General features: G+C 72.5%; 19 protein-coding genes. 9 read left to right on the top strand and 10 right to left on the bottom strand.

What is annotated here, in order from left to right; all coding sequences use genetic code 11:
* Window positions 1-8 precede the first annotated feature (8 nt).
* On the top strand, window positions 9-1274 hold the full coding sequence (locus KF887_17930) for a DUF1501 domain-containing protein (protein ID QYK41229.1): 1266 nt from the start codon (window positions 9-11) through the stop codon (window positions 1272-1274).
* Window positions 1275-1339: 65 nt separating this feature from the next.
* A complete protein-coding gene (locus KF887_17925) occupies window positions 1340-2038 on the top strand; it encodes a GNAT family N-acetyltransferase (protein ID QYK41228.1) in 699 nt (232 codons plus the stop codon).
* Window positions 2039-2048: 10 nt separating this feature from the next.
* Here the strand turns inward: KF887_17925 and KF887_17920 are convergent, their stop codons facing one another.
* Window positions 2049-2780: a response regulator gene (locus KF887_17920; protein QYK41227.1), complete on the bottom strand. Its 732-nt coding sequence runs from the start codon at window positions 2778-2780 to the stop codon at window positions 2049-2051.
* Window positions 2781-2927: 147 nt separating this feature from the next.
* Here KF887_17920 and mce point away from each other — a divergent pair, with 147 nt between their 5' ends.
* Both mce and KF887_17910 read left to right on the top strand, forming a co-directional pair.
* The gene (mce, locus tag KF887_17915) at window positions 2928-3332 is read left to right on the top strand and encodes a methylmalonyl-CoA epimerase (protein ID QYK41226.1); all 405 of its coding nucleotides are present in this window, start codon (window positions 2928-2930) and stop codon (window positions 3330-3332) included.
* Window positions 3329-3595 (top strand): DUF1467 family protein, encoded by a 267-nt coding sequence (locus KF887_17910; protein QYK41225.1) that lies wholly within the window; start codon window positions 3329-3331, stop codon window positions 3593-3595. The genes mce and KF887_17910 overlap by 4 nt, the downstream gene beginning before the upstream one ends.
* Window positions 3596-3610: 15 nt before the next feature.
* Here KF887_17910 and KF887_17905 read toward each other — a convergent pair whose 3' ends face one another.
* The 6 genes from KF887_17905 to KF887_17880 form a co-directional block, all read right to left on the bottom strand.
* A complete protein-coding gene (locus KF887_17905; protein ID QYK43640.1) occupies window positions 3611-4303 on the bottom strand; it encodes an EI24 domain-containing protein in 693 nt (230 codons plus the stop codon).
* Between the two features lie 10 nt (window positions 4304-4313).
* On the bottom strand, window positions 4314-4901 hold the full coding sequence (locus KF887_17900; protein ID QYK41224.1) for a nitroreductase family protein: 588 nt from the start codon (window positions 4899-4901) through the stop codon (window positions 4314-4316).
* A gap of 68 nt (window positions 4902-4969) precedes the next feature.
* Window positions 4970-5608, bottom strand: coding sequence for a hypothetical protein (locus tag KF887_17895; protein QYK41223.1), 639 nt, complete (start codon window positions 5606-5608; stop codon window positions 4970-4972).
* Window positions 5605-6471 carry an EamA/RhaT family transporter gene (locus tag KF887_17890; GenBank protein QYK41222.1) on the bottom strand — a complete coding sequence of 289 codons (867 nt, stop codon included), beginning with the start codon at window positions 6469-6471 and terminating at the stop codon, window positions 5605-5607. Before KF887_17890 ends, KF887_17895 begins: the two co-directional genes overlap by 4 nt.
* A 4-nt stretch (window positions 6472-6475) precedes the next feature.
* On the bottom strand, window positions 6476-7507 hold the full coding sequence (hemE, locus tag KF887_17885; protein QYK41221.1) for a uroporphyrinogen decarboxylase: 1032 nt from the start codon (window positions 7505-7507) through the stop codon (window positions 6476-6478).
* Between the two features lie 77 nt (window positions 7508-7584).
* Window positions 7585-8277, bottom strand: coding sequence for a YafY family transcriptional regulator (locus KF887_17880; protein ID QYK41220.1), 693 nt, complete (start codon window positions 8275-8277; stop codon window positions 7585-7587).
* 105 nt (window positions 8278-8382) lie between these two features.
* Here KF887_17880 and KF887_17875 point away from each other — a divergent pair, with 105 nt between their 5' ends.
* The 3 genes from KF887_17875 to KF887_17865 all read left to right on the top strand — a co-directional run bounded on the left by KF887_17875 (window position 8383) and on the right by KF887_17865 (window position 10435).
* Window positions 8383-8568 carry a hypothetical protein gene (locus KF887_17875; protein QYK41219.1) on the top strand — a complete coding sequence of 62 codons (186 nt, stop codon included), beginning with the start codon at window positions 8383-8385 and terminating at the stop codon, window positions 8566-8568.
* Between the two features lie 75 nt (window positions 8569-8643).
* Window positions 8644-9588 (top strand): hydroxymethylbilane synthase, encoded by a 945-nt coding sequence (gene hemC, locus KF887_17870; protein ID QYK41218.1) that lies wholly within the window; start codon window positions 8644-8646, stop codon window positions 9586-9588.
* Window positions 9589-9646: 58 nt separating this feature from the next.
* Complete coding sequence (locus KF887_17865) at window positions 9647-10435, top strand: phosphotransferase (protein ID QYK41217.1); 789 nt, start codon at window positions 9647-9649, stop codon at window positions 10433-10435.
* An 18-nt stretch (window positions 10436-10453) separates the two neighbouring features.
* On the opposite strand, the gene KF887_17860 is transcribed toward KF887_17865, so the two are convergent.
* Both KF887_17860 and KF887_17855 read right to left on the bottom strand, forming a co-directional pair.
* Window positions 10454-11860 (bottom strand): FAD-binding oxidoreductase, encoded by a 1407-nt coding sequence (locus tag KF887_17860; protein ID QYK41216.1) that lies wholly within the window; start codon window positions 11858-11860, stop codon window positions 10454-10456.
* Window positions 11861-11922: 62 nt separating this feature from the next.
* Window positions 11923-12579, bottom strand: coding sequence for an arylesterase (locus KF887_17855; GenBank protein ID QYK41215.1), 657 nt, complete (start codon window positions 12577-12579; stop codon window positions 11923-11925).
* A gap of 49 nt (window positions 12580-12628) precedes the next feature.
* Between KF887_17855 and KF887_17850 the strand changes: the two genes are divergently transcribed.
* Both KF887_17850 and KF887_17845 read left to right on the top strand, forming a co-directional pair.
* The gene (locus KF887_17850; GenBank protein ID QYK41214.1) at window positions 12629-13336 is read left to right on the top strand and encodes an ATP-binding cassette domain-containing protein; all 708 of its coding nucleotides are present in this window, start codon (window positions 12629-12631) and stop codon (window positions 13334-13336) included.
* Entirely contained in the window at window positions 13333-15864 is a 2532-nt protein-coding gene (locus KF887_17845) for an FtsX-like permease family protein (protein ID QYK41213.1), read from the top strand. The genes KF887_17850 and KF887_17845 overlap by 4 nt, the downstream gene beginning before the upstream one ends.
* Before the next feature lie 157 nt (window positions 15865-16021).
* Here KF887_17845 and KF887_17840 read toward each other — a convergent pair whose 3' ends face one another.
* Window positions 16022-17632 (bottom strand): GMC family oxidoreductase N-terminal domain-containing protein, encoded by a 1611-nt coding sequence (locus tag KF887_17840; protein QYK43639.1) that lies wholly within the window; start codon window positions 17630-17632, stop codon window positions 16022-16024.
* Window positions 17633-17692 lie beyond the last annotated feature (60 nt).

The raw sequence follows: 17692 nt of genomic DNA, 5'->3' as shown, positions 1-17692 counted from the left end.
CGATGGCAATGGATCGGCGAGCTTTCCTGCGGGGCCTGGGTGCGATGGGCTGTTCGGCGGCGGCGTTTCCGCTGCTGAACACGATGACGCTGGCGGCGGGGCGGGGCCTTCCCGGCGACCACCGGCTGGTGGTGGTGATCCTGCGCGGTGCGATGGACGGGCTCGATCTGCTGCAGCCGCTGGGCGATGCGGACTTTGCCCGGCTGCGGCCCAACCTGGGCACCGGCGAGGGGGCGATCCCGCTGACCAACCGGTTCGCCCTGCACCGCAGCATGGACGGGCTGATGCCGCTGTGGCAGGCGGGCCAGCTTGGCTTTGTGCATGCCACATCCACCCCCTATCGCGACAAGCGCAGCCATTTCGACGGGCAGGACCTGCTTGAGGCGGGGCTTGACCCGAACCTGCCGGGCGCCGGACTGGCCGAAGCCACGGCAGCCGGGCTGCGGCGCGAGGGGTGGCTGAACCGCATGCTTCAGGCGGTGCCCGGCCTGCAGGGCGAAACCGCGATCGCCGTGGGTCGCGAGGCGCTGCCGCTGCTGGCCGGTCGCGCGCCGACGCTCAGCTGGATGCCCGACCAGAAGCTGCCGCTCAGCGCGCAGGGCAAGCTGCTGCTGGAACACCTCTATCATGACGATCCGCTGTTCCGCGACGCGGCGGCCGATGCCGTGATGCTGGTGGATGAAACCGCGCTTGCCGCCGCCGACGAGGACGACGACACCGGCATGATCGGCGGCATGATGGCCCCGCCGGTCGAGGCCCCTGCGGTGCGTCTGGCCGATATCGACGCGCTGGTCGATTTCGCCGCGCAGCGCCTGCGGGCCGACACGCGCATCGCCGCGCTGTCGCTGGGCGGCTGGGATACGCACCGCGCGCAGGCGGGTGCGGTGCAGGCCCCGATGCTGCGGCTTCAGCGCATCGTGCTGCGGCTGCGCGAAAGGCTGGGCGATCCGGTCTGGGGGCGCACGCTGTTCGTCGCGATGACCGAGTTCGGGCGCACCGTGGCCGAGAATGGCTCGCGCGGGACCGACCACGGGACCGGCGGCGCGATGGTGCTGGCGGGCGGCGCATTGCGCGGCGGGCAGGTGTTCGGCCGCTGGCCGGGCCTGGCCGAGGCCGATCTCTATGACCGGCGCGACCTGATGCCGACCTCGGACGTCCGGGCCTGGGCCGCCTGGGCGATGCGCGGCATGTTCGGCTTTGACCGTGCGCTGCTGGAAGGAACGGTGTTCCCCGGTCTCGACATGGGATCGTCCGATCCGGGGCTTCTGCTCTGATCGGAACGCTTGCCGCCGACCCGGCTTCGTGGCACCGCTGACCCGTCGGGAACGGAGGGTGCGGGATGGCGGGCGATCTGTCGGGGTGGCGGCCACCGCCGGGGCCGGGGCGTCCGGTGCTCGCGGGGCGGCATGTGCGGCTGGAACCGCTGGATCCGTCCCGGCATGGCGCCGATCTCATCGCCGCGATGGCGGCTGCGCCCGAGGTGTTCGGCTATCTGCCCTATGGCCCCTTTCCCGACGCGGCCGCGCATCGCGCCTGGCTGGAGCAGGCGGCGCAGCGTGACGACGTGGTGTTCCTGTCGCTCGTTCCGACGGGCGGCGGGGCGGCGGGCCTTGCCTCCTACCTGCGGATCGACCCGGCGGCGGGCTCGATCGAGGTCGGTCACATCTGCCTGACCCCCGCCTTGCAGCGCAGCCCGGCGGCGACCGAGGCGATGGTGCTGATGATGGGGCATGCCTTCGCGCTCGGCTACCGCCGCTACGAATGGAAATGCGACGCGGCCAACCTGCCGTCGCGGCGTGCCGCGCAGCGTCTGGGGTTCTCGTTCGAGGGCGTGTTCCGGCAGGCGGCCGTGGTCAAGGGGCGCAACCGCGACACCGCCTGGTACGCGGTGATCGACGGCGAGTGGCCAGCCCTTCGCGTGGCCTTCGACCGGTGGCTGGATGCCGACAACTTCGATTCCGCCGGACGGCAGCGTCAGGCCCTGTCGGACCTGACGCGCCCCTTGCTGGCGGCGCGCGATCCGGTCCTGCCGGGCTGACCGCCCCGGATCAGCCCAGCGTCAGCGGCCCCCCGGTGCCGTGCCGCAACCGGGCCGTCACTGCGTGCTGCAGGTCGCCCAGGGCACCGTGCCCGGCCTGGGCCGCACGCTGCGCCAGGGCGGCCAGCGCCGCATCGCCCGCCGACCGCGCCACGCCCGCCACGAACCCGGCAAGGTATCGCCGCTCGCCCTCAGCCGGACCCTGCGACAGCCGCCGCGCGGCGGCGCGCAGGTCGTCACGCAGCGCCAGCGGGTCGGGCATCGGCCGGTCGTCGCGCGCGGGGGCGCCCAGCGTCGCCAGCGGCAGCAGCCAGGCGCGGTCGGGCAGGCAGCCGCAGACCGCGCGCAGGAAGGCCGCCATCCCCGCGACCGGCTTGGGCAGGCAGGCCGCCGCCCCCGCCGCCATGGCCGCGTCCTCGATCCCCGCCGCGCCGCCCGACACGATCACCGGCGGCGCGCGGCGGTCCGCCGCGATCTCGGCCGCCAGCACCAGCCCGTCCCCGTCGGGCAGGCCGGGGTCGATGATCACCACATCGGGCCGATAGACCCGCAGGTGGCGCCGGGCGTCGGCGATGGTCTCGGCCCGGCGCAGCCGCCCGCCCGCCCGCTGCGCCATCAGCCGCAGCGCATCGCAGGCATAGCGGCTGTCCTCGACCGCCAGCAGGGTCAGGCCCGCCAGCGGCAGGCTGGACGACGGTCGGGCGATGGCGTCGCGCGGGGCAGGGCAGGGCGATTCGGGCATCTGTAACCCCTGTGCTGTCGGATCAGGCCGACAGTGGGCCCGCGAATCCCTGATATTGCGTTAACGCCGCGTCCCTGCGGCGGTGCGCCCTCTTGCGGCGGCGGCGTTCCCGCGCCATCTGGCGCCATGACCGGACGGAGGATCGCGATGATCGGACGACTGAACCACGTGGCCATCGCCGTGCCCGACCTTGCGGCCGCCACCGCGCAGTACCGCGACACGCTGGGGGCCCGCGTCGGCGCGCCGCAGGACGAACCCGACCATGGCGTGACCGTGGTGTTCATCGAACTGCCCAACACCAAGATCGAACTGCTGCACCCGCTGGGCGATGACTCGCCCATCGCGTCCTTCCTGCAGAAGAATCCGTCGGGCGGCATCCACCACATCTGCTATGAGGTCGATGACATCCTGGCGGCCCGCGACCGGCTGAAGGCGCAGGGCGCGCGGGTGCTGGGGTCGGGCGAGCCGAAGATCGGCGCCCATGGCAAGCCGGTGCTGTTCCTGCACCCCAAGGATTTCAACGGCTGCCTGGTGGAGCTTGAACAGGCATGACGATCACCGCCGCGCTCGTGCTCTTTGCCGTCACCTGGTTCATGGTGTTCTTCGTTGTCCTGCCGCTGCGCCTGACGACGCAGGGCGATCTGGGAAAGGTCGTTCCCGGCACCCCCCCGGCCGCGCCCGCGGGGTTCGTGGTGAAACGCAAGGCCTGGCTGACGACCCTTGTCGCGCTGGCGATCTGGGTCGTGCTCTGCGGCATCATCATGTCGGGCGTGATCACCGTGCGCGACATCGACTTTTTCGGCCGCATGGGCTGACCGCGCGGCATCCGCTCAGCGCGGTGCCGCGTTCAGCCGGTGGAACAGATGCGTGAACGTCGCGGCGCCCAGGACCGGGATCGCCAGGTTGACCAGCGGAATTGACAGCGGCGCGGCCATCAGCGTTCCGGCCAGCCAGATCGTCAGCGGATGGCGCGCGCGCAGCTCTCTTGCACCTGCCCGCCCCAGGCGCCGCATCGCCACCATGGTGAAATACTCGCGCCCCAGCAGGAACCCGTTCAGCGCCCAGAACGCCACCGGGATCAGCGGGCCCGCAAAGACATAGGCCAGCACCGCCACCGCGTTCACGGCGACAAGCAGCGCGAAGAAATTCGCGCTGTCCACCAGAACGTCACCCCATGGCAGGCGCGGCACCGGCGGCAGGTGCGGGTAGTGCCGCGCCTCGACCGCCTCGACCACATCGTCGAGGAACAGGCCGGTAAAGGCCGATGCGACCGGAACCATCAGGAAGACGGACAACCCGATCATGAACAGGAACGATCCCAGCGTCAGCAGGGTGTCGATCCCGCCGACCGGTCCGACCAGCGGAATGTCCACCGTCTCGCCCACCAGCGACTCCAGCAGCCACAGGAACGCGGCGTAGACACCCGTCAGCAGCGCAAGCGCCAGAAGCACGCCCAGCAACAGCACGCGGCGGAACCGGCGGTCGCCGATCTGACCGAGTGCGCGCAGGAAGTCGACCAGGATGCCCATCCGCTCAGCCGCCCGCCTCGTCGTCGGCCCAGGTCACGACCCGCGCCAGATCGGGGCGCGGACGGTCGGGCGGCGTCAGCGTGATCGTGCCCATGTGCACGAAACCCGCGACCCATTCCCGGGGACCGGCGCCAAGCGCCCCCTCGACGAACCCCCGGTCATAGGCCGGCCAGCCGGTGATCCAGGCCGCGCCGAAACCGGCCGCATGGGCCGCGTTCACCAGCCCAAGGCACAGCGCGCCCGCCGACAGCGTCTGTTCGATCCCGGGGATCTTCGGCGAGTCCACCGGGCTGGACAGCACCGCCACGCAGGCGGCCGACCGCGCGAACTGTCCGCGCCCCTTGTCGATATCCTCGGGCGACAGGCCGCGCGCCGCGCCCCGGTCGGCCGCCGCCGCCGCCCAGGCATCCAGCGTCGGCCGCCCCGCCACGACCAGCCGCCAGGGTTCCAGCTTGCCATGGTCGGGCACCCGCAGCGCCGCCGTCAGGATTGCCCGCATGGCTGCCCGGTCGGGCCCCGGCGCGGCCAGCGTCTTGGCCGGATGCGACATGCGGGCGGAAAGGAAGGCAAGGGCTGCGGGATCCTCGGGCATCGGACGGTCCTTTTCTGGGGGCGCGGTGCAGGGATGGCGGCGGCAGGCCACGGGGTCAAGTGCCCCGTTCATGCGCCATCCGCCCGCAGGGGCAGCGGCGCCGCCAGTACCATGGCCAGCGCGGGGGGCGGCAGGTCGGCCGCCAGCGACACCTCGGCCACCCGGTCCTGGCCCCGTACCAGCCCCCGGGCGCGGCGCGCATCCGGAAAGCGCGCGGCCTCGGTCGCCGGTATCCACAGCCAGTCGCCGCGTGGCGCGGGCCGTCGCGCGGCGTTGCCGCTGTTGATCGGCGACAGGAACAGGCGCGGACCGTGCAGCCGGAACAGCCGCTCCACCGACAGCCGCAGGGTCGCGGTCGGCTGGCCGTGGCTGGCCCGGAACGCATCGCCCCGGCCCGGCGGCCAGAAGAACAGCCGCCGGTCCAGCCGGTCGGCCCAGTCGGCCAGCGTCAGGCCGGGGTCCAGGAAGGTCTGCGCCGCCCCCGCCAGCAGCGGCGCCTGCGTGGTCAGCCGCACCCGCATCCCGGGACCAAGGCGCAGGTCCATCGCGCCCGCCCGCAAGCGGATGGTGGCAGGGTCGGTATCGGCGATCCCGGCCAGCGTGACCGGCCGCAGCAACCCGTGCGCCCGGATCGCGGGCAGGTTCACCGCCGGGGTGACATGCGTCACCTCGGGCCCCGTCAATGCCAGCAGGTCGGCCAGGCTCATCCCCCGCCCCCCGCCGACAGCAGCATCCCGACCCCCGCCCCGATCAGGACCAGGCCGGCCACCATGCGCGCGGTCAGGTGCTGCCCCATCGCCGCCCGCCCCCAGATCGCCGCCAGCGCCACCTCGACCAGCGCCAGCGTCCGCACCTCGGCCGCCGTGGCCAGCGCGAAGGCCGAGAACCAGGCAAAGGATGCCCCGGCGCCCAGCGCGCCCGCGGCCAGCGATCCGCGCCAGACCCGCAGCGACCCGCCCAGTGCGGCAGGCCGGAACACCGCCAGCCACAGGCCCAGCGCGACCGACTGGAACGCCAGCGCCAGCACCAGCACCACCGAGGCCCGCACGAAGAATGCGCCCGAGGGCAGCGCCAGCACCGCCTCGCGAAAGCCGATGGCGGCCAGCCCGAACAGCGCCGCCGCCCCGATCGCCGCCGCCATCGCCGGGGCCGATCCCGCCCGTGCGGGCAGCGCCGCGCCAAGGCTCGCCACGGCCACCCCGGCCCAGGCAAGCGGCGACAGGGTCTGACCCAGCCCGGCACCCGCCAGCGCGACCAGAGCCGGTTCGGTCTTGATCCAGCCGGTTGCCTGCGCAAAGCCGCGCAGCCGCATGGCGGCCAGCATCAGCGCGGTCGCCCCGATCTGTGCCATCCCGCCCAGCATCGCCCAGGCCAGCGCGGCCTGTCCCGGCCGGGGCAGCGGATGCCCCAGCGCGATCACGCCCAGCGCCAGCACCGCGAATGGCAGGCCATAGAGGAACCGGACCTGCGTGGCCCCCAGCGTGCCCAGCGTCGCGGTCAGCCCGGCCTGAGTCGCGTTCCGCGCCGTCTGGAGCATGGCCGCGATCAGCGTGGCCAGTACCCAGACCATCGTGTCAGGCCCCCCGGACCACCGCGATCATGCGCGCGACATTGTCGGGGTCGGCGTCGGGCGTGATCCCGTGGCCGAGGTTGAAGATATGCGGCCCGCCCGAGAACGCCCGCACCACGCGGCGCGTCTCGCGGTCCAGCGCCTCGCCGCCCTCGACCATGTGCCCGGGGGCCAGGTTGCCCTGCACGCAGCCGTCCGGCTGCACATGTTCCGCCGCCCATTCCGGCGTGACCGAATTGTCCAGCGCCACGCAATCGGCGCCGGTGGCGCGGGCAAAGCCCACATATCCCTGACCCGCCTCGCGCGGGAAGGCGATGATCGGCAGGCCGGGGTGGCGCGCCTTCAGCGCGGCGATGATCCGGCGGGCGGGTTCCAGCGCGAAGTCGGTGAAATCCTGTCCTTTCAGGCTTCCGGCCCAGCTGTCGAACAGCTTCACCACCTCGGCCCCCGCCTGCACCTGCGCCGACAGGTATTCCACCGTCGCCGCCTCGATCCGGTCCAGCACCGCCACGAAGGTCGCGCGATCCTCGGCCTTCAGCCTGTGCGCCGCTGCCTGGTCGGGCGATCCGCGCCCCCCGATCATGTAGGTGGCCACCGTCCACGGCATGCCCGCGAACCCGATCAGGGTGGTCTCGCGCGGCAAGGCGCGCGCCAGGATGCGCACGGTTTCATAGACCGGCGCCAGCGTGTCGTGAATGGCATCGGCGGGCCGCAACGCCGCGACCTCGGCGGGGGTCGTCGTGGTCTGCATCCGGGGGCCTTCACCCTCGGCGAACCACAGTTTCGGACCCAGCGCCTGTCCGATCAGCAGGATGTCGGCAAACAGGATCGCCGCATCGAACCCGTAGCGTCGGATCGGTTGCAGCGTGACCTCGGCCGCCAGTTCGGAATTGTAGCACAGCGACAGGAAGTCCCCCGCCTGCGCCCGCGTTGCCCGGTACTCGGGCAGGTAGCGCCCCGCCTGCCGCATCATCCAGATGGGCGGTGTCGGCAGGCGCTCGCCCCTCAGGGCGCGCAGGATCGTCTTGTCGGTCATGTGGCCCCCCGCCTGTGCTGCCCCCGGTTCGTCCCTTCCCGGTGGCGCCTTGTCAAGGCTTGCGGCGCCGCAGCCGTTCAGCGGTCGGTGGAATAGGCAAAGGAATCCTGCTGCTGTTGCCAAAGTCTGCGCAGCACCTTCGCCTCGTCGGCAAAACCCGCGTCGAGGTAGGCGCAATCGTGGATGCGGTCGGTGCGGAAATGCCGGAACCCAGCGCGCAGCTCGCACCAGGCCGCAAGCATCACGCACTCCAGATGATAGACCAGCGCCACCGGCCGCACGGTCCGCATCGTCTCGGCCTCGTCCGACGCCACATAGCGCAGGCGCAGCTTCTGCGCCGCCCGGATCGCGCCGCGCAGCTGCGCGATGGATACACAGCCCTTCGCCGGATCGTCGCGCGGCGCGCCCCACGGCGCCACATGCAGCCAGTCGGACGGGCCGTGCAGTGCCTCGATCTTGTCGCGCACCCGCTGCGCGGCATGTTGCAGCGAACTGTCGCCGGTGCGCGCCAGCATCGCCAGGCCGACCCGCAGCGCCTCGATTTCCTCGCCATCGAAATTCAGCGGCGGCAGGTCATAGCCGCGCCGCATCAGGTATCCCAGCCCCGCCTCGCCCTCGATCGGCACCTTGCGCGCCTGCAGCATGGCAATGTCGCGATAGATCGTCCGGCCGGACACCTCCAGTTGCGCGGCAAGCGCCTGCGCGGTCACCGGGCGCGACGCGGCGCGCAGGATCTGGATCAGTTCGAACAACCGGCCTGAACGGTCCATGGCGTCTGTCCCCGCACGTAATGCTGACACCCTAGCCTGTCCTGCTGACACCGCCCTGTCAGCAGCCTTGTGGTCTGACCGGCCTTCCGCAACGGGGGAACAGCGATGACCTGGTGGGACCATGCCGTGATGATGCGCCTTCGCCTCGGGCCCTGGGCCGGGCCGGTGGCCCTGCGGCACCACGAGCAGGAGGCGGCCGACATCGCCGCCGCGCGGGCGGCGGATGACGCGGCTGCCGCCGCTGCCCGCATGTCCCGGACCGCAAGGCCCGATGACGGCTGCGGCGCCTGACGCCGCCGCGTGCCGTCCGCGGCCCGGTCGGCAGACAGTTGTCAGCCCCGCCTGACACCGCTAATCCTGCGGGTCATGACGCATCCGCTTCCCTCTCCCGCCGCCCCCCTGCGCATCGGAACCCGTGGCTCGCCGCTTGCCCTGTGGCAGGCGCATGAGGTGCGGCGCTGCCTGATGGCCGCCCACGACCTGCCCGAAGACGCCTTTGCCATCGTCGTGATCAAGGTCACCGGCGACGCCATCCAGGACCGCGCGCTCAAGGACATCGGCGGCAAGGGCCTGTTCACCCGGGAAATCGAGGACGCGCTGCTCGACGGCGGCATCGACATCGCCGTGCATTCGATGAAGGACATGCCGACGGCCCAGCCATCCGGCCTGCTGCTCGACTGCTACCTGCCGCGCGCCGATGTGCGCGACGGTTTCGTGTCGCCGGTCGCGGGCGGCATCGCGGATCTGCCGCAGGGCGCCACGGTGGGGTCGTCCAGCCTGCGCCGGCGGGCGCAGCTTCGCCTGCGTCGCCCCGACCTTCGGCTTGTCGAGTTTCGCGGCAACGTGCAGACCCGGCTCAGGAAACTCGACGAGGGCGTGGCGGCGGCCACCTTCCTTGCCATGGCGGGCCTGACCCGGCTGGGCATGGCACATGTCGCCCGTTCCGCCATCGCGCCCGAGGACATGCTGCCCGCCGTCGCGCAGGGTGCCATCGGCGTCGAACGGCGGCAGGCCGATACCCGCACCGCCGCCCTGCTGGAGCCCATCCACGACCGTGACACCGGGCTGCGGCTGGCCGCCGAGCGGGCGTTCCTCGCGCGGCTGGACGGGTCCTGCGAAACCCCCATCGCCGGGCTCGCGGTGCTGGAGGACGGCGCGCTCTGGCTGCGGGGCGAGGTGCTGCGCCCCGACGGCTCGGCCTCGGTCGCGGGCGCCGCACGCGCCCCTGCCGCCGATGGCGCGGCAGCGGGCGACGATCTCGCGCGACGACTGCTGGCCGAGGCGGGCCCGGGCTTCTTCGATCCGCGCTGATCCGCCGATCTTCCGTCCGTGATTTGCGGAACCGTCGCAATTCCGTCATGTTCCTGTCATGTCGGATTTCGTTTCCCCGCACGGCAAGGGGGCGTCCGCGTCGCATGCTGCGGGCATTCCGCCCGATACGCTCGATGCCGTCCTGTCGACCCTGCCCGACCTCCGCGTGCAGCGGATCGACCTGCCGGGGCTCGGGCGGTTCTGGCTCAAGCGTGCGGAAACGCTGTCGCTGCGGCTGCGGCTGCAGAAGGGCAACCCGCATCGCGCGCTCGAGGCCGAGCGTCGCGGCCTCCACATCCTCGGTGATCTTGGCCTGCCGGTCCCCGAACTGGCCGCCGAGGGCGATGACTTCCTGCTGATCCCCGATTGCGGCCCCAACCTGCTGCACGTCCTGCACGACAACCGCCTGTCCGACGATGATCGCGTGGCGGCCTTCGCGGCGGCGGGCAGGGCGCTGGGCAGGCTGCATCGCGCGGGCTTCGCGCATGGCCGCCCGGCGCTGCGCGACATCTGCTGGGATGGCCGGACCGCGCGGCTGATCGACCTCGAACGCTTCCGCAGGCGGCGCCGGGTGCCGCGCCTTGCGATGGCGGCGGATGTGGTGATGTTCGTCCAGAGCTGGTTCACCGCCGTGCCCGGGCTGCGCGCCGAACCGCGCGCGTTCCTGTCGGCCTATGCCCGCGTTTCCGGCGCCGACGCACTGGAGCGGGCGCGGCGGCTGGCCCGCGCCCTCGGCCGGGTTGCGCCGCTGGCGCGATGGCTGCACCGGCGGCGCCCGCGGTCGCGCGAACTTGCCGCCGCCGTGCTGACCCTCGGATGGCTGGGCGGCGACGTGCCCCTGCCCTGACCCTCGGCACCCCGCCCGTCAGGGCAGCACCTTGCCCGGGTTCATCCGCCCCTGCGGGTCAAGCGCCGCCTTGACCGCCCGCATCACCTCGATGGCCACGGGGTTCTTGCGCCGCGCCATCGACGGCTTCTTCGACAGCCCGACGCCATGTTCGGCCGAGAACGATCCGCCGCGTGCCGCCACCTCGTCCTCGACCGCCGCCACCACCGCGTCATGCAGCGCGGCATCCGCCCGCGCCGGGAAGACGGTATAGTGGATGTTGCCGTCCCCCAGATGGGCGATCGCCAGATCCTCGGCCCCCGGATCCAGCGCCGCGATCCGCGCGGGCATCGCCGCAAGGAAATCCGCCACCGCCTCCAGCGGCAGGGCGATGTCGGTGTCGATGGCGGGCTTGCGGGCAAAGGTCACCTCGGCGGCCAGTTCCCGCACCTGCCACATCGCGCGCCGCTGCGCCTCGGACCGTGCCACAACGGCATCGGCGATCAGCCCTTCCTCGGCCATCTGGCCCAGCACGGTCTCCATCAGCGTGGCCAGCGGCATTCCGCCATCCGGGCCCGCCACCGCGTCCCCGGCCACGGTCGATGCGATCTCGGCCAGGATGGTGACCGGCGGCATCGGGGCAAAGGGCAGGCGGATGTCGGGGCGGGCCGCCGCGAACCGCCGGGCATAGGCGGCCGACATGTATTCGAACGCCTCGATCCGGCCCCCTGTCGCGGCCTGCAGCCGGTTCAGCAGCGTCAGCGCATCGGCCAGCCGGTCCATCGCCACCATCGCCGTGGCATGGGCGCAGGGCGCGGGCACCAGCCGCATCGCGGCGGCGGTGATCACGCCCAGCGTCCCCTCGGCCCCGATGAACAGGTCGCGCAGGTCATAGCCCGCGTTGTCCTTGTGCAGTTCCGCCATCAGGTCCAGCACCCGCCCGTCCGCAAGCACCACCTCCAGCCCGAGGCACAGCGCCCGTGTCGACCCGTAGCGCAGCACGTTCGATCCGCCCGCGTTGGTCGACAGCGCGCCCCCCAGCGTGGCCGACCCCCGCGCCCCGAACCACAAGGGAAAATACAGGCCCTCCGCCGACGTCGCGTCGTGCAGTGTCGACAGGATCGTGCCCGCCTCGGCCACCACGACGCGCGCCGCGGGCTTCAGCGCCCGGATGCGGTTCATCCGGTCGAGCGACAGCATCAGCCCGCCCCGCGTCATGCAGCCGCCGACCAGCCCGGTGCGTCCGCCCGCGGGCACCACCGGCACCCCGTGCCGTGCCGCGATGCGCAGCGTCTCGGACACCTCGGCCGTCGATGCGGGCCGCGCCACCGCCACGGGTTCGGCCGTGTATTTGCCCGTCCAGTCGCCGCCATATGCGGCCATGTCGGCGCCCGTGCGCAGACCCTGCGGACCAAGGGCAGCCATCAGATCATCGGCCAGCGACATGCGGGGTGCTCCTCTGCGTTCGGCATCGCATCTGATGCCAGAGGCGCGGCGGGGGCAAGCCGTCAGCCGGGCGCCGCCCGCGCCAGCAGGTCAAGCACCCGCGGGCCGAACGCCGCGACGATCCGCGCAACCCCCTCGGCATTCGGATGGATGCCGTCGCCCTGCATGAACCCCGCCGCCGCCGCGGGGTCGCCGCCGCCCTCCATCAGCGGTTCGAAGAAGCTGCCGATCAGGTCTGCGCCATGCTCTGCCGCCAGATCGGGATAGATCGAGTCAAAGGCTGTCTTGTAGTCCTGCCCATAGTTCCCCGGCGCCTGCATCCCGACCAGCAGCACCGGCAGCCCGCGCGCCGCCGCCCCGTCCATGATCGCGGCAAGGTTCGCGCGGCTGGCCGCCGGGTCAATGCCCCGCAGCAGGTCGTTGCCCCCCAGCGCCACGATCATCGCATCCACCTCGGGCGTCAGCGTCCAGTCCAGCCGCGCCCGCCCGCCCGCCGTGGTGTCGCCCGACACGCCCGCGTTCACCACCACCACATCGGCGCCCTGCGCGGCCAGCCAGCGCTGCAACTGCGGCACGAACCCGTCATCGGGCGGCAGGCCATAGCCCTGCGTCAGGCTGTCGCCCAGCGCCACCAGCGTAAGCGTCTCTGCCCCCGCATCGCCCGGAACCGCAGAAAACGCCGCAAGCGCGAAACTGAACGACACAGTGCAGTTGCGCATCCCGCGCAATGCCCCATATCCGGGAAAACCCCAGCGACAGGCGGACATGATGGCGGACCCGATCCTTTCCCTGAACGACGCGCGCCTGACGCTGATGGGCAATGCCGGGCCGGTGGACATCCTGCGCGGCATCACGCTGGATGTGGCGCGCGGCGAAACGCTGGGGCTGGTGGGGCCTTCGGGTTCGGGCAAATCCTCGCTCCTGATGCTGATGGGCGGTCTGGAACGCGCCACGGGTGGGGCGGTCACCGCGCTGGGCCACGACCTGACCGCTTTGGACGAGGACGGGCTGGCACGGTTCCGCCGGGCGAATATGGGGGTGGTGTTCCAGTCTTTCCACCTGATCCCGACGATGACGGCACTGGAAAACGTCGCGGTGCCGCTGGAACTGGCGGGCGCCCGCGACGCCTTCGACCGGGCCGAGGCGGAACTGCGCGCGGTGGGCCTCGGCGCCCGGCTCGATCACTATCCCGGGCAGATGTCGGGCGGCGAACAGCAGCGCGTGGCCCTGGCCCGCGCCGCGGCCCCCCGGCCCGCCATCCTGCTGGCCGACGAACCCACGGGCAATCTCGACGGCGCGAACGGACAGGCGATCATGGACCTGCTCTTCGGCCTGCGCGACCGGCACGGCGCCACGCTGGTCCTGGTGACCCATGCCCCCGAGCTTGCCGCGCGCTGCGACCGCGTCGTGCGGCTGGCCGATGGCCGCATCGTGGGACAGGATCGCAAGGCGCGCGCGACCGAGGCGGCGGAATGACCGTCGCGGTCGCCTGGCGCATCGCCCGCCGCGAACTGCGCGGCGGCCTGCGGGGGTTCCGCGTGTTCCTGGCCTGCCTCGCGCTTGGTGTGGCCGCCATTGCCGCCGTGGGCATGGTCCGCGCCGCCATCGAGGCCGGCCTGCGCGACCAGGGCGCGGTGATCCTCGGCGGCGATGCGCAGATGGAATTCACCTACCGCTATGCCGACGCCGACGAACGTGCCTGGATGGACGCGAACTTCGCCGCGGTCTCCGAGATCGTCGATTTCCGCTCGATGGCCGTCTCGGGCCCCGACGGCGCCGAAGAGCGGGGCCTGACGCAGGTCAAGGCGGTCGATGACGGCTGGCCCCTGCTGGGCGAGGCCAGGATGGACCCGCCGATGACCGTGGCACAGGCCCTCGCCCCGCAGGATGGCCTGCCCGGCGCCGCAATGGACCGCGTGCTGGCCGACCGCATGGGCCTCGCCCCGGGCGACCGCTTCCGCCTCGGCCTCGGCACCTTCCGCCTGTCCGCGATCCTCGTCGGCGAACCCGACAGCGCCGCGGGCGGCTTCGGCCTTGGCCCCCGCACGCTGGTGCGCGCCGCCGATCTGGAAGGTTCGGGCCTGATCGGCCCCGGTTCGCTCTATGAAACGAAGTATCGCCTGCTGCTGCGTCCCGGCGACGATCTTGACCGCCTGCGCGAACAGGCCCGCGCAGCCTTCGACGGCAAGGGGATGCGCTGGTCCGACAGCCGCCGCGCCGCCCCCGGCGTCGAACGCTTCGTCGACCGGATGGGCGCCTTCCTGGTTCTCGTGGGCCTTGCCGGTCTTGCCGTGGGCGGGGTGGGCGTCTCTGCCGCCGTGCGCGCCTATCTCGAAGGCAAGATCGCCACCATCGCCACGCTCAAGACACTGGGCGCCGAGGGCCGCACGATCTTTGCCGTCTACCTGATGCAGGTGGGCGTGCTGACCTGTCTCGGCGTGGCCGCCGGGCTGGTGCTGGGGGCGGGCGTGCCGATGCTGCTGGCGCCGGTGCTCACCGCCGTGCTGCCGCTGCCCGTCGTCTTTGCCGTCTACCCCGCACCGCTGGCCGAGGCGGCGTTCTACGGCGTGCTGACCGCCCTCATCTTCACCCTCTGGCCGCTTGCCCGCAGCGAGAAGGTGCGCGCCGCGGCCCTGTACCGGGGCGGCGACAGCGGGCAGGGGCGGCCCCGTGCGGTGCATCTGGCGGTGCTGGCCGGTCTGGTCGCGGTCCTGGTCGGCGGCGCCGCCATCCTGTCCGGCGTGCCCGACCTGGCGCTCTGGTCGGCGGCGGGCATCATGGGCGCCCTGGGCATCCTGATGCTGGCCGCGCTTCTGCTGCGCCGCCTCGCGCGCCGCGCCGCGCGGTCCCGTGCGGTGCGCGGGCGCACCGGCCTGCGGCTTGCGCTGTCGGCGATCGGCGGCCCGCGGGACGAGGCGGCCTCGGTCATCCTGTCGCTCGGTCTCGGCCTGTCGGTGCTGGCGGCCGTCGGCCAGATCGACGCGAACCTGCGCGCCGCCATCGACCGCGACCTGCCGGAACGCGCCCCCTCGTATTTCTTCGTCGACATCCAGCCCGACCAGATCGACGGCTTCCGTGACCGGCTGGCGCGCGATCCCGCCGTGTCGAACGTCGAAAGCGCGCCGATGCTGCGCGGCATCATCACCCGGATCAACGGGCAGGATGCGCGCAGCGTGGCCGGCGACCACTGGGTGCTGCGCGGCGACCGGGGCGTGACCTATGCCGACCGGCCGCCGCCCAACACCACGGTCACCGCCGGGGCCTGGTGGCCCGAAGGCCATGACGGCCCGCCGCAGGTCAGCTTTGCCGCCGAGGAAGCGGCCGAGATCGGGCTCAGGCTGGGCGACCGGATCACCGTCAACATCCTCGGACGCGACATCGAGGCCCAGGTCACGTCCTTCCGCGTCGTCGATTTCTCGACCGCCGGGATCGGCTTCGTCATGGCGATGAACCCGAACGCGCTGGCGGGGGCGCCGCATACCCACATCGCCACCGTCTATGCCGAGGAACAGGCCGAGGCGGCGATCCTGCGCGATCTTGCGCGCGCCTATCCCAACATCACCGCCGTCCGGGTCCGCGATGCCATCGACCAGGTCACCGATGCCCTGACCACGCTGGCCAACGCCACCGCCTGGGCCGCCGCCGCGACGCTGGTGACGGGCTTCGTGGTGCTGATCGGCGCGGCGGCGGCGGGCGAACGGGGCCGGGTGTTCGAATCCGCCGTGCTCAAGACGCTGGGCGCGACGCGGGCACGCATCCTTGGCAGTTTCGCGATGCGGGCGGCGCTGACCGGCGCGGCGGCAGGTATCGTGGCGATCGGCGCGGGCGCGCTCGCGGGCTGGGCCGTCATGACCTTCGTGATGGAGGCGCGCTATGCCTTCGAACCCGTCTCGGCCGTCGCCATCGTGGCGGGTGGCGTGATCGCCACGCTCGCCGCCGGGCTTGCCTTTGCGCTGCGCCCGCTTGCCGCCCGCCCCGCGCAGGTGCTGCGCGCCGTGGAATAGGGCCGGCGAAAAAGGCCGGCCTGCCGGTCGCTGCGGGCCCGCTCCGCCCGGCGCCCCGGGCGGTTCAGGGGTTAACGATTCGTGAACATGCGCAGGTCAATGCATTGATTTCATTGGATGCAGAAAATGTCCCACCGTGGGACGCTGCCGCGCCGCCCTATCGCCGCGCGTCCTCCAGGATCATCTGTGCCCCCCGCCATCCCACCATGATCGCGGGCGCGTTCGTGTTCCCCGCGATCAGGTTGGGAAAGGCCGATGCGTCGATCACCCGCAGTCCCGCCACCCCCCGCAGCCGCAGCCTGTGGTCCAGCGGCCCCGCCGCCCCCATCCCGACGGTCCCGCTGGCATGATAGACGGTGGCCGACCGCGCCCGGAAATCGGCCACCAGATCCGCGTCGGACACGCAGTCCGGCCCCGGCCGAAGCTCTGCCTCGATCACCGCCGCCAGCGACGGCGCCGCCGCCAGCCGCCGCAGGAACTTCACCGCCTCCAGCATCTCCTGCACGTCCGCGTCGGTCGACAGGGCGTTGACCGTGATCGCGGGCGCGGCCATCGGGTCGGGCCCGCGCAGCCGGACATGCCCGCGCGACGTGGGCCGGCAGTTCGACAGGCCCAGCGACATCCCGGGGAACGGGTCGGGCGACAGGATCGGCCGCTCGCCCTCGCGCGGGATCAGGGTCGAGAACGCCTGCATGTAAAGCTGCATGTTGGGCCGCTCGCGCCCCGGCGCGCTGCGAAAGAACCCGCCCCCTTGGTTGATCGAGGATGACAGCGGCCCGCGCCCCAGGAACATCCATTCCATCCCGGCGCGCAGCTTGCCCCACCAGGGCCGCAGCACCTGGTTAAGCGTCGGAACCTTCATGCGCCAGGTATAGTTCAGGCCCTGGTGGTCCATCAGGTTCTCGCCCACCCCGGGCGCGTCCAGCCGCACCGGAACCCCCGCCGCCGCCAGATGCGCCCCCGGCCCGACACCCGACAGCATCAGCAGATGCGGCGATCCCACGGCGCCCGCCGCAAGGATCACCTCGGCCCGCGCGCGCAGCGTCCGCGTGCCGCCCGGCCCCCGGATCTCGACCCCGGTGGCCCGGCCATCCTCGATCACCACGCGGGTCGCGTGGCAGCGGGTCAGCACCCGCAGGTTGGACCTGCGCATCGCGGGCCGCAGGAAGGCCCGCGCCGCCGAGTTGCGCCGCCCGCCCTTCACCGTCAGCTGGTAGATGCCCGCACCCTCCTGCGTGGCGCCGTTCATGTCGGGCGTCCAGGGCAGCCCCACCTCGCCGCAGGCCGCACGGTATTCGGCCACCAGCGGATGCAGCGCATGCGTGTTGGCCGACACGTGCAGCGGCCCGTCCGCGCCGCGGAACGCGTCCGCGCCCCCCGCCCAGTCCTCGATCGCCCGGTAGGCGGGCAGGACATCGGCCCAGCCCCATCCGGCCGCCCCCGCCGCCGCCCAGTCGTCGTAGTCCGCCGGAAAGCCGCGGCACCAGACCATCGCGTTGATCGATGACGACCCGCCCAGGATCTTGCCGCGCGGCCAGTGGTCGGCCTGACCGGCAAGGCCCGGATCGGGCTCGGCCCGGAACATCCAGTTCACCGCCGGGTCGAAGAACAGCTTGCCGTAGCCCAGCGGCATCTGCACGAACAGCCGCCGGTCGCTGCCCCCGGCCTCGACCACGGTCACGCGGTGCCGGCCGTCCGCCGTCAGCCGGTCGGCCAGCACGCAGCCCGCGCTTCCCGCCCCGATGATGATGTAGTCGCTGTCGTCCATCGCACCCCCCACGCGCGGCACCCTAGAGCCGGGCATGGCGGCGGCGCGGCGGAATGCGAC

The sequence above is a fragment of the Paracoccaceae bacterium genome (assembly GCA_019454225.1).
In the GTDB taxonomy this organism is placed as follows: Bacteria; Pseudomonadota; Alphaproteobacteria; order Rhodobacterales; family Rhodobacteraceae.
The sequence above is the reverse complement of the archived record's forward strand: the minus strand, read 5'-3'. Positions and strand labels throughout refer to the sequence as shown.